At 66.7% G+C, this 12,393-nt stretch carries 6 protein-coding genes and 1 pseudogene; 4 read left to right on the top strand and 3 right to left on the bottom strand.

Features of this window, described 5'->3' with window-relative positions:
• Window positions 1-9 precede the first annotated feature (9 nt).
• Window positions 10-597, bottom strand: a pseudogene (locus tag J2S42_RS42185) (helix-turn-helix domain-containing protein); the annotation flags it as partial.
• 192 nt (window positions 598-789) lie between these two features.
• On the bottom strand, window positions 790-1,566 hold the full coding sequence (locus J2S42_RS16690) for a hypothetical protein (RefSeq protein WP_307240206.1): 777 nt from the start codon (window positions 1,564-1,566) through the stop codon (window positions 790-792).
• Window positions 1,567-1,657: 91 nt separating this feature from the next.
• Here J2S42_RS16690 and J2S42_RS16685 point away from each other — a divergent pair, with 91 nt between their 5' ends.
• The 3 genes from J2S42_RS16685 to J2S42_RS16675 all read left to right on the top strand — a co-directional run bounded on the left by J2S42_RS16685 (window position 1,658) and on the right by J2S42_RS16675 (window position 7,654).
• Entirely contained in the window at window positions 1,658-2,482 is an 825-nt protein-coding gene (locus tag J2S42_RS16685; protein ID WP_307240204.1) for a hypothetical protein, read from the top strand.
• 91 nt (window positions 2,483-2,573) lie between these two features.
• Complete coding sequence (gene pglW / locus J2S42_RS16680) at window positions 2,574-6,968, top strand: BREX system serine/threonine kinase PglW (protein ID WP_307240202.1); 4,395 nt, start codon at window positions 2,574-2,576, stop codon at window positions 6,966-6,968.
• Window positions 6,965-7,654 carry a hypothetical protein gene (locus J2S42_RS16675; protein WP_307240201.1) on the top strand — a complete coding sequence of 230 codons (690 nt, stop codon included), beginning with the start codon at window positions 6,965-6,967 and terminating at the stop codon, window positions 7,652-7,654. The genes pglW and J2S42_RS16675 overlap by 4 nt, the downstream gene beginning before the upstream one ends.
• On the opposite strand, the gene J2S42_RS16670 is transcribed toward J2S42_RS16675, so the two are convergent.
• A complete protein-coding gene (locus J2S42_RS16670; RefSeq protein WP_307240199.1) occupies window positions 7,639-8,682 on the bottom strand; it encodes an ADP-ribosylglycohydrolase family protein in 1,044 nt (347 codons plus the stop codon). The two genes, J2S42_RS16675 and J2S42_RS16670, sit on opposite strands and share 16 nt — an antisense overlap.
• Before the next feature lie 96 nt (window positions 8,683-8,778).
• Between J2S42_RS16670 and pglX the strand changes: the two genes are divergently transcribed.
• Window positions 8,779-12,366 (top strand): BREX-2 system adenine-specific DNA-methyltransferase PglX, encoded by a 3,588-nt coding sequence (pglX, locus tag J2S42_RS16665; protein ID WP_307240196.1) that lies wholly within the window; start codon window positions 8,779-8,781, stop codon window positions 12,364-12,366.
• The last annotated feature ends 27 nt before the right edge of the window (window positions 12,367-12,393 follow it).

Raw genomic sequence — 12,393 nt, 5'->3', positions numbered from 1 at the left:
GGTGACGTCGGCGTTGAGGAAGCGGACTAGGCTGTCGCGGATGTGGCCGCCGCCGAACTGGTTATCCAGCGTCCGGTATGTCGAGGTCATCCGGCGCACGGTCTCGATATCGGCGGCCCCGATCAGCCGCTCACCGTTGCCGGCCGGGTGCTCGTCGAGCGCCGACATCAGCCATCGCATCGCCGCAGGCAGGAAGGCCGTCGCGCTGAAGCCCACCTGCCGCAGAAGGTTCCACCGCTGCATATCGCCTGGCCAAAGATCAACAGCGACATCTATGCCGTGCCGCCAGCCCGGCGCGAACTCTAGCCCGGACGGCATGGCCACCACCGCATGTTCGAGCGCGACGGGCCGGGTATCGGTGTCGGCTGACGCCTCGGACACCATGGCGGACAACTGCCCACCCGCTTCGAGCGCCTGATCCAGCAGCACTGCCACCGAAAGGCTCGGCCGTTTGGTCCCCGATTCGAGATCCCACAGGTGGCCGTGCGAACAATGGACCATCCCGCCGAGCCTGCGCAGCGACAGTCCGTGCTGCTCACGAAGCTCCTTGAGCTTGCGGCCGAAGCCAGGATCGGCAACAACAGCCCGCCGCGGCATCGGCCACCCCAACTAATCGACGAACGGCCACCTCGGACCCGAAACCGGGCATCACCGGCCACCATAGCTCTCAGCTGGACGTTCGGGGCCCGCGCAACCGGGTCGATCAGGTGAACGTGCCATCGAATGCGGTCATGGTCCGGCTCCGCGTAACGCGGGTGCGCTATGTCGCTCTGGCGGCCACCGCTGTGTCTATCGGTACTGGCGCTGCTGCGCCGCCCGGACCCTGTCTTTCACCTCAAGAGGGAGGTCAACCACCGCGATCGTCACGCCAAGGTCTTGGAGCGCGTGGGCCGCCCATGACTTCGACGTCGGCAGAAACGGCTTGGCAGCAAGCGGATCACCGAGACATAGGAACAGCCGAGGTCTCGGCTCGATCTTGGTGGCGATCCAGGTCAATTTCAGTGTGTCGGCGAGAACCTTGTGCTTCTGCGCGACCTTGGGCGGCCCCTGGTGGGCCCAGCACTCCACCAGCACGGAGCGTCCGGCGTCCGACCCGTCGACCTCGACTCGGGTGCCGTCGGTTACGACGATGCGGGCCGGCTCAAGCACCACTCCCAACTGAAGACCGAGAAGGTCGAGCATCACCCGCTCGGCGTCGCGCTGCTCGCGGGAATGGCCCGGCGGGGAGTCAAGCATCGGGTCTCTGGCTATGTCGATCGACTCGGAGGTGTTGGTGATTCCACGACCGCCGGTCTGATCGCCTTCTATCGGAGCGACCGCGATGTCGGCGCCGATCAGCTCGTTGACCAGCTTCTCGCCAGGGCCCCGATACCGGCGGACGATCCCGTCTTTCTCCAGCGCTCGACAGATCTGGTTGACCTGCTGCCTCGGGCAGACGCCGGCGGCAGTCGAAAGCCGATCATCGTCCAGCGGCTGTCCGCTGAGACGTAAGGCCTCCAGGATCCGGTGGCGATTCGATGCTGCCGACATCCAGCGAGTATCTACCAGCGCCCACTCGGCTTCCATGTCGTGGACGCGGTACGGGCCAAGATTACAGTCCGAGATCTGTCAGTTTCCGAGAGTGACCATGCGGGATGAGTTCGAATAAGTTCGATATATGGGTAGCGGTGCGATCAGCAGGCTTGCTCGGGCGCGGATCATGCCGCCGGAACCACCGCTCCTCTTCCCCGCCCCTCCCGAGTCGATCCGAACCATCATCACGCCCGGTCTGAGGCATCTGGCGAAGAGCCGGATCTGGCGAATCGGCCGCGTCAGATCGGACGGCGATCATGTCGTGGCTCGCCTCGGCTGGGAGACCGAGGAGGATACCGATCTCTACGATCCTGGTGTCGAGGACTTCAAGCACGAGGCGGTACTCCGCGGTCGGACCGTCACCTTCGCTGTACGGCTCGCTGACCTGGCTGTCGTCTATGAACGACGCAGAGGCGGCATGTCGGAGAAAGACTTCACGTCCGGACTCAGGATCGTGCTGCGAGCCTTCGACGGACACCGCCGGTGGGAGGTCGTCCCGGTCGACACCAAGTCGACCTTCGCGCAATGGGCGGCAGGCGTCGACTTGGTCAGCCGGTTCAGATTCCGAGCGGAGGGCTCCGATCTCAAGAGCACAGGCTCGCTGCGGACACTCCTCCGCCCACGCCCCGGTGTACTGACGATCGACCTTCGATCAGCTGACGGGATCGACGTCAGGGACGAGGCATTGCAGGAGCTGATCCAACTCGCCGAGACCGGAGCCGGTGAGATCCTCGCGGTCGGCCACCGGATCGGCCACGACGCTGCCGGTATCCGGAAGGCATGGGAGAGCGCCAGTTCCGCCGAGCGAGTGGTGCTCGAGGTGCCGGTTGGTGAGGATGACTCGGAGACGGTGAACGAAGCCCGACTGCTGGGCGTTTTCCCCACAGTTCCGGATAACCCTTCCTGGTGACGCGCCGAACGCACCGGTGCTGGGACGACGGCGCAGTCGTCACCACCGCACCGTCCGTATCCAGGGTGCCTGGGACCAATAGGATTCTGTCATGCAGGAGGGCCGGTGGACCACGATCACGCCGTCGCAGTTCGCGCACGAGCGCGAGGCGTTGGCGTACGTACAGCAACTGCTACCGGACACTGAGCCGTACCGGGCCTGGTCGAACTTCACCTTCACCGCGCAAACCGGACATCCGTACGAGGTCGACCTGCTCGTGGCCGCACCGAGTGGCCTCTACCTCATCGAGATCAAGAGCCTGAACGGGCGGCTCGTATCCAGCGGCTCGAACTGGATCCAGCACGGCCCCAGCCATACCCGCACCTTTGACAACCCGCTCCACCTGGCCGATGCCAAGGCGAAGAAGCTCAAGTCGCTCCTGCAAACCGCGGCCTCCCGGCGGCGCGGCTCGCCTGTCCGGATTCCGTTTGTGCAAGCCGCGGTGTTCCTGTCGAAGCCCGGCCTGCAGGTTGAGCTCTCGGACCACCACCTGCATGGTGTCTATGGCCCCGAGCCAGTGGGCCCCAACCCGGCGAACCGGCTGCCGACCATCGGTGCGCTGCTGCAGCGCCCGCCGCAGGACGAGCGGCAGCGGCTCACCGTCGAGACGTCCCGGGCGCTTCCCGACTTGCTTGCCGAGATCGGTATCGCGCGGAGCCGGCGGCATTACCAGATCGGGTCGTGGGAGTTGGAGACCAGGCCGTTCGATGTCGGTCCCACTTGGCAGGACCATCTCGCCAAGCATCGTGACTTGGAACGTGAACGCCGCCGGGTGCGGATCTACCTGGTCGAGCGCAACGCGGTGCAGACCGAGCGGGCGAGCATCGAGCGGGCGGCCAAACGGGAGATGCTCGTCCTGCACGGCATCAGCCATCCCGGCATCGTCCAGGTCGACTCGATGGAGTCCCACGAGGCCGGCCCAGCACTAATTTTCCGGTACGACCCGCGTTCCATGCGACTGGACCACTACATGGCCCAGTACCAGGATCGCCTGGACGCGCCCGCTCGGCTCACCATGATCCGGCAATTGGCCGAGACGGTGGCGTACGCGCATCGCCGTCACCTTCATCACCGGGCATTGTCAGCACGGAGCATTCTCGTTACTCCCCGTCCGAAGCGGCGCGGCGGCTCGGAGGAGGAGGCGTGGCTGCTCCCGCAGCTGCAGATCAGCGACTGGCAGGCCGCGACCCGAGGAACCGACTCCGCCGGAAGTGACGGCAGCGGCGGCGTGGTAGCGCTGTCATCACACGCGGCGGCCCACCTCGAACGATCGGCGGAGGCGTACCTGGCTCCAGAGATGACCGCTCCGCGGCCGGATCCGGTCGCGATGGACATCTTCGGTCTGGGTTCGCTGGCCTACCTGATCCTCACCGGCCAGCCTCCAGCCGCGAAGCGTCCTGAGCTGCTGTCTCGCCTCACCCGCGATAACGGCCTGCGGGCCTCATCGGTCGCCGACTCCATCTCCGAGTTCGCCGACGAACTCGTGCAGGCCGCGACAGCGCCGGTGCCGGCCCAGCGACTGACGACCGCCGCCGAGTTCCTCGAGATGCTCGAGCTTGTCGAGGAGGAGCTGACCACACCGTCGTCGCCCCCATCCGTGCATCCCACCCAGCCGGAACCCGAGCCGACCGACCCGCTCGAGGCACGCTCCGGCGACAAGGTCGGCGAATGGACCGTCCGAAAGCGGCTCGGCACCGGTTCGACCTGCCGCGCCTTCCTCGCCGACAACGACCGCACCGGCCGCGCCGAAGTACTCAAGGTCGGCCTCTCCGACGAGAAAGCCAGCCGCCTCACCCATGAAGCGCGTGTTCTCAGCCCGCTGACCGACTCCCGGGTGATCCGGCTGGCCCGGCCCGAACCCCTGCGGATCGCCAACCGCACCATCATCGTGCTGGAACACGCCGGTGACCTGACACTGGCCCGCAAACTCCGCGACGACGGCCGGCTCACCGTCGACGAGCTGGAAACCTACAGCGACTACCTGTTCGGCGCCCTGGACTATCTGGAAGGCGAGGGCGTCTACCACCGAGACATCAAGCCGGACAACATCGCGATCCGGATCCGTCCCAACCGCACCCGCCAGCTCGTGCTCTTCGACTTCTCGCTGGCCGGCGTGTCGGTCAAGGAGATCACCGCGGGCACACCGCGGTATCTGGACCCGTTCCTGGGAACGGTCAACCGGCCCGTCTACGACAAACACGCCGAGTGGTACGCCCTGGCCGTCACCCTGCACGAGATGGCCTCCGGAGAGCTGCCCGGCTGGGACGACGACGGCGCCGCACCTCAGCACACCGAGGGCCCACCGGTTCTCGCCGCCGAAGCGTTCGACCCGGCGATCCGCGACGGCCTGGTCGACTTCTTCCAGCTCGCCCTGCATCGTGACAGTCGTGCCCGGTTCGCCTCGCTCAAGGACATGCGCGACGCCTGGCAGCAGGTCTTTCGACGTTCCGACGCCAGTGCGCCGGTCGGTACCGAGCACCCCGAGCCGCAGGATGAACCGGACGTCGAGGTCGCCGAGGCCGCCCGCGACGAGGCTGCCGCCAAGGCAACCCGGGCCACCGCCCTGGAAGCCGCCGGCCTGACGCCCCGGGCGGTCTCCGCCGCCCACCGCCTGGACGCCGCCACGGTCGGTGACCTGCTCACCGTGGCGAACAAGCTGGCCCACCTACCCGGCCTGGGCGCGAAGACCCGCCAGGAGCTGCAGCGCCGGGTCAAGGACTGGCGTGCCCGACTGGCCGAGCGGGAAACCCTGCCGACCTCACCGAACGCCCGCCGCAGCGCCGCCGCCGAGGCGTCCGCCGAATTGTCCGGTGGCCCCGCCGATGCCGAGCTCGTCCGGGTGGGTCTGGACGCGATCGCCACCCTGCTCATCCCGGCCAAGAACGGCCGCAACGCCACCGAGGTCGATGGCACCCGGCTGTTGCTGCGCCTGCCGGACGAGACCGGAGCCCTGCCCGGCCTGACGCCGTGGCCTCAACAGCCGCAGGTTGCTGCGGCCCTGAACGTGACCTCTGGCCGGGTCGCGCAGATCCTCGGTAAACAGCGCAAACGTTGGAATGACATCCCGGTCGTGTCCAGCGTCCGCACTGAGCTGATCGACCTGCTGCGTGACGGTGGCCGGGTGATGGGCGTCGACGAACTGGCCACCGCCCTGCTCACCAGCCGCGGATCCATGCGCACGGGTGACGAGCTACGCCACACCGTCGCGCTCGCCGCGGTCCGCGCCGCCGTCGAGATCGACGCCCTCGCCGACGAACCGCGCCTGCTGACGCGCCGCCACGGCGACCGGCTGCTCGTGGCGCTGGAAGCCGGCGAGGACGACGCCCCGGACACCCCGGCCGCACCGGCCCTGCTCGACTACGCCGACGCGCTCGGCAAGGCTGCCGACCGCCTCGCCGGCAACGAGGTGCTGCCCAGCCCGGCTACCGTGTTGCGCACCCTCGCGACGGTGACCGCACCCGGGGGCGCCGCCGACGCCATCGACGAACGGCGGCGGGTCCTGCTCGCCGCGGTGGCCTCGGAGAACGCCGCCGCCACCGCCCGGCTGGAGATCTACCCACGCAACCTCGACCCCGTACGAGCGCTGCGCCTTGCCCAGGCCGGCGTCCTGCCACCCGCCGGCCTACCCGGTCAACCGCGCGGCCTCACCCCCGCGCAGATCGCCGACCGGGTCGCCGCCCGCTTCCCGGACCTCGCGCCGCTTCCCGGACACCCCCGCCTCGACCGCCTGCTGACCGAGGCCGGCTTCGAGCTGATCTGGAACCGCGACCACTACACCGCCCCCACCCGGGCCGCCGCGTCCTCGTCCATGACCATCGTGCGGCGTCGGTCGTCGGCGTCGACGGCACCCACCGCGTGGACCGCGGACTCCCCGATCCTGGCTTCGGCGCTGCGCGCCGAAGAACGCCTGACCGGCGCGGCGTCCGCCGGCGGTTTCCGCGCCTTGACGGTACGGCTTTCCCGGTACGCCCTGGCCCGTGAAGAACTCGTTCGGCGCTTCTCCGCCCGGCCGCTCAACGTCGCCTCTCGCTTCCTGACCACGTTGCACAGCCTGGTCGACGCCCGGCCGAAACCGACCTGGGAAACCGTGCTCGGCGCTGACATCGCCGAACCCGGCACCCGCTCGGCGATCAAGCTCGGCGAGTACGTGGAGCAGGCATGGGCATCAGTCGCCCCGCAACTGCTCGACGAACTCCGGACCGGCGGCGGCCCGCTGCTGCTGCACGACGCGGCGATACTGGCCCGCTATCGGGCGATGGAGCGACTGTACGAACTGGCGGACGCGGCCCGCGGCGGCGGTGGTGAGCTGTGGCTGCTGTGCCCGACCGAAGACCCGGACCTGCTGCCCAAACTCGACGGCACGGTGGTCCGGGTCGGCGACAACGAATGGATCTCCCTCCCGGACGCCTGGGTCGAGAACACGCACCGTAGCGCCGCCACCGCGTGATCCGGCACGATGACCCGACGCCGCTCATCGCAGGAGCCGTCGACGTCAGCACCGTCATGGAGAAGCTGAGTTCGGTGCGGCCGGTGTTCCACTCCGAGGCCGACTTCCAGCACGCCTTCGCCTGGGTGCTGCGCGAGATTGAGCCTTCGCTTCAGATCCGGCTGGAGGTCCGGCAGGACACCCGTGAGTACGTCGAACTGCTCTGCTTCGGGCCGCGGGCCCGGACAGCTGTCGAGTTCAAGTACTTCACCAGGACATGGGTCGGCGCGGACCCGGTCACCGGGGAATCGTTCCATCTGCGCAACCACGAGGCCACCGACCTCGGACGGCAGGGCTTTGTCTTCGACATAGCCCGGCTGGAGAAGTTCTGTGCTTCCGGTCGCGCGTCGAACGGCTTCGCGATCATGCTGACCAACGACCAGCGGCTCTGGCAACCGCCCGCGACCGCCAAACTCACCCGCGACCAGGCATTCCGGATCCACGAAGGGCAGAAAAACCTGTCGGGTCTGCTGCGCTGGGGCACGGAAGGTAGCTACCACGCCGGCAGCGAGCGGACCCTGTCCGGCAGCTACCCGATCACCTGGCGCGACTACTCCAACCTCGACGGCACGAACGGACAACTCCGATGGCTTGCTGCGGCGGTTGAGCCAGCACGATCCGAACAGGCTGCTCACCAGCCCGGATAGCGATCCCTCCAGTTCGGATCGTCACCGGGGGTGTATTCGGTGCCCGATGGTTGGTCGACGAACTCTGCGATGAGGTCACGAGCGAGGACGTCGGCGACCCACGCCAACTCCAGCCGGGACACCCAGTCGACGGGCAACGCGTCAGCACCGTGGGCAGCGCACAACAGAGCACCGGCGACCGCAGCGACGTGACTCCCGTTGCCGCTGGAGACGGCGAAGAGCAAGGCATCGCGGATCTGGTCACGCCTGGGAAAGGAGAGCGCGACGTAGACGCCTCCGGCCAGCGCGGAAGCCGCTCGGGCATCGGGCGCGAGCTGAGCAAGCCTCGCAGCCTGCCGGGGTTGAGCTCGTGCAACCTCCACGGCATCTGCGAGGGGCGAATCGAGCTGCTGTTCCAGGAAGGTCAGACTCTCCGGCTGCACCTGTCGTATCGCGTCCTCGATGCCCTGACCCTTGACGATCTCGGCGACGATCCTCGCGCCCAGGGCAGCCGCATACACCGCCTCACCGACGTGAGTGGTCGCCGCGATCTCCGCCGCGAAACGTCCAGGCTCCTGAACCCAGTCACCCACGAGCCCGGCCGGAAGGACATGGGTCAGCGCGTGCGCGCCGATGCTGCTCCCGGCCGGCTTATCGAACTGGCCCATCGTGCCGCTCTGCAACGCCGTAACAGTGGCCGGCGCCGAGCCACGCCGAACGGCCAGCACCGGCACCCGAGCGAGCCAGCCGTCGGGCCAGCCCTCCTTCTCCCACGGCGTGATCTCAGAAATCCCCTGCATGGTGGCCCACCGTGCGTACGCATGCCAGACCACGCCCGGCGGGTGACAGATCCCCTTGTGGGCCATTCGCACGTGCGCCCGGATGACGCCCTCGATCGTGAAGCAGGCGAGCTGGGCGGCGCTGGTCGCTCGCAACACGCCGCTGGATGGCACCTCGACGCCTGCGGCACCGATCGCGTCGCCGAGCACAAGGCCAAGAACGCAGCCACGCGCCGTCGACAGCTGCTTCATCGTCACCTTGGTAATCACGCGGACGAGCATAGAGGCGTGCTCTTCCGCCAAACGGTCGACAACCAGGCCAAGACGGTCCTCTTCAGCGGCCCGGTCGGCGGCTAGAGTCATCGGGTGATCGACCGCAAACTGCTCTTGAGTGACCTGCAGAAGCAGGTCAAGACCCTGGAAAAGGACCTGCAGGAGCAGGCTGAGTCGGTCGAGGAGGTACGCCTCCGACTGCGCGGTGAATACGATTACGCGTTCAAGGTGGGCCGCACCTCCGCGACCTGGACGGTGTGGCGCGACGAGCGGGTCACCCAGGCCGCAGTGGCGTGGGTTCTCGGCACGGTCTTCGTCCGCTTCTGTGAGGACAACGGGCTGCTGCCGGAGCCGTTCCTGGCCGGGCCAGGCGACCGGCTGGTGCTGGCCGAGGAGGCGGAGGCGCAGTTCTTCCGCGACCAGCCGGACAAGACGTTGCGCGACTGGCTGCACCAGGGGTTCGACGCGATCGGCCGCAGCCAGGCCGGCAAGTCGCTCTTCGACAAGCGGCACAACCCGCTCTACCAAATCCCGATGTCACACGACGCGGCCAAGGAACTGATCGGCTTCTGGCGCCGCCGCGGCGAATTCGGCGACCTGGTACACAGCTTCCGCGACGAGGTGTGGGACACCCGCTTCCTCGGAGACCTTTATCAAGACCTTTCCGAGTACGCCAAGAAGACGTACGCACTGCTGCAGACCCCGGAGTTCGTCGAGGAGTTTATCCTCGACCTGACGCTGACTCCGGCGATCGATGAGTTCGGCCACGACCAGGTCAAGATGATCGACCCGACCTGCGGCTCGGGCCACTTCGTGCTCGGTGCGTTCGATCGGCTGTTCAAGCAGTGGGAACGCCATGCCCCCAACCGGGACGCCCACGAGCGAGTTCGGCTGGCGCTGGACGCGGTGCACGGCGTCGACATCAACCCGTTCGCGGTGGCCATCGCTCGGTTCCGCCTGCTGATGGCGGCTCTACGCGCGAGCGGAATCGCGACGCTCGCCGACGCGGCCGACTACGTCTTTCCGATGCACCTGGCGGTCGGCGACTCGCTGATCAAGCATCGTGCGGGCACGCTCTTCGGCGGGGACCCGATGACCGAGTTCGCCTACGCGACTGAGGACGTAGCCGAACATCCGGGCATCCTGACCGCCGGCAGCTACCACGTCGTGGTAGGGAACCCGCCATACATCACGGTCAAGGATAAGGGCCTCAACGAGGCCTACCGCGAGATGTACGACGCCTGCTCCGGCAAGTACGCCCTGTCGGTCCCGTTCGCGCAGCGCTTCTTCCAACTTGCGAAACAGGGTGACGGCGAAGGCAAGGGCGCCGGGTTCGTCGGCCAGATCACCGCCAACTCGTTCATGAAACGCGAGTTCGGCAAAAAGATGATTGAGAGCCTGTTCGCCCTCGATGTCAACCTGACCCACGTCATCGACACTTCTGGTGCTTATATCCCAGGCCACGGTACCCCCACCGTGATTCTGGTCGGCCGCAACACTAACCGAGGTAGAGCCAGCACGATCCGAACGGTCATGGGTATCCGCGGCGAACCGAGCGCTCCGGCTGACCCTCGAAAAGGCCTCGTCTGGCAGGCCATCGTTGGCCAGGTCGACACCCCCGGATCCGAAAGTCAGTGGGTTAGCGCCGCCGAAACGTCTCGGTCGGCTCTCGCGAAATTTCCGTGGAGTTTGGCCGGTGGCGGCGCAGGTGGCGTGCTGCAATCGATAGAGACCGCCTCGGCGGTCAATCTTGGATCAAATTTGTTTCGTATCGGCTTCTACGGAGTTATGGGCGCGGACGAAGCCATGACCGCCCCGGCTGCTACTTTCGTGCGCCTAGGAGTTGAAGGCGATTACCATCGCCGGCTCGTGGTGGGTGACGAGCAGCGCGACTGGGCAACTCTTGACGGAGACCATGCCTTTCATCCCTATGACTCGGCCCGGAAGCTCGTCCAGCTAGACGTTATGCCGCAGCACGGAAAACGCCTGTGGCCTTTTAGGAACGATCTCGGAAATCGAGCTACATTCTCACGAGGGACATATTTCGGCGACGGTAGGCCCTGGTTTGAATGGCATCAGATTCCACGGGACGAGAAGGCGAATGAGTGGTCTATTTCTTTTGCTTTTGTGGCCACGCATAACCACTTTGTGCTGGATCGGGGAGGGAAGGTATTCAAGCAGTCGGCTCCGGTGATTAAGTTGCCTGAGGACGCGACGGAGGACGATCACCTGCGGCTACTCGGGGTGCTCAACAGTTCGACCGCGTGCTTCTGGCTCAAGCAGGTCAGCCACAACAAGGGGCGACCGGGAGCAGAGCAAGCTGGTGCAGACGAGCCTTGGGAGCATCGATTCGAGTTCACAGGTACCAAGTTGCAGGAGTATCCGCTGCCGACGGGGTACCCCTTGGGACTGTGCCGGGAGATGGACAAGCTGGCACTGCGGCTTGCTGCGGTAAGACCCATGGAGATTGCCGCTTCTGGCGTGCCTAGTCGGGAGAGGCTGTATGCCGCTGAGAGCGAGTGGCACTCAGTCCGGGCGAGGATGATCGCGCTGCAGGAGGAGTTGGACTGGCGGTTCTACGCACTATACGGGCTACTGGACGGCGAGCTCATTGCTCCAGACGATGCGGTGCCTGAGTTGAATCCGGGGGAACGGGCATTCGAGATCGTTATGGCACGGCAAATAGAGGCGGGCGAGCTGGAGACCACGTGGTTCGTCCACCACAACCATAAGTTCACGCCGATCACCGAGTTGCCCGCGCATTGGACGGCGGAGTATCGGGCGATCGTAGAGCAGCGGATCGCGGTCATCGAGAACAATCGCAACATCGCGCTGATCGAGCGGCCGGAGTGCAAGCGCCGCTGGGCCACCGAGGGCTGGGAGGCGATGCAGGCGAAGGCGCTGCGGGACTGGCTCCTGGACCGGTGCGAAGCGCGGGAACTGTGGTTCCACCACGTCGACGGGATGGAGCAGCCGCGTCCGCTGACCACTGCGCAGCTCGCCGACGAGTTGCGGCGCGACGACGACGTACTGTCAGTGGCTGGTCTTTATGCCCCCGGTCAGGACCTCGGCAAGGTGATCGCGGACCTGGTCGCCGACGAGCATGTGCCACATCTGGCGGCGTTGCGCTACAAGGACTCCGGGCTGGTGACGCGGGCAGACTGGGAGAACGTCTGGGTTCTGCAGCGGCAGGAGGATGCGCTCCGCGACGACGCGGCGAAGAAGGAATTCCGCAAGAAAATCCCGGTGCCGCCTAAGTACAAGCCAACCGACTTTCTCAAGACGAGCTATTGGCGACACCGCGGCAAGCTCGATGTGCCCAAGGAGCGGTTCATCTCCTATCCCGGGGGCGGCCGCGACGGTGACCCTTCACTGCTGATCGGATGGGCTGGCTGGGATCACCGTGAGCAGGCGCAGGCCCTGTCCACCCTGATCGTCGCGCGTGAACAGGAGGATGGCTGGGATGCGGATCGGCTGCTTCCGTTGCTCGCGGGCCTGCGTGAGGTGCTGCCGTGGGTGCGGCAATGGCATGGCGAGTTCGATCCGGTCTGGGGCGAGTCGCCGGCCGACACGTACACCGGGTTCCTCTCCGAAACCGCTGGGCGGCTGCATCTAACCGACGGGGCCATGGCCTCCTGGCGCCCGGTGAAGGCGACCCGCGGTCGTCGCGCGAAGGCGTGAGTCACTGATCAGCAGAAGGTAAGGAGC

This window comes from Catenuloplanes indicus (assembly GCF_030813715.1).
Taxonomy (GTDB): domain Bacteria; phylum Actinomycetota; class Actinomycetes; order Mycobacteriales; family Micromonosporaceae; genus Catenuloplanes; species Catenuloplanes indicus.
Note: the sequence above shows the minus strand (reverse complement) of the source record. Positions and strands in the feature narration are given on the sequence as shown.

Coding starts and splice junctions, on each gene's coding strand:
- J2S42_RS16690 (WP_307240206.1), bottom strand. CDS start 1,566: ATGGAAGCCGAGTGGGCGCTGGTAGATACTCGCTGGATGTCGGCAGCA.
- J2S42_RS16685 (WP_307240204.1), top strand. CDS start 1,658: ATGGGTAGCGGTGCGATCAGCAGGCTTGCTCGGGCGCGGATCATGCCG.
- pglW (WP_307240202.1), top strand. CDS start 2,574: ATGCAGGAGGGCCGGTGGACCACGATCACGCCGTCGCAGTTCGCGCAC.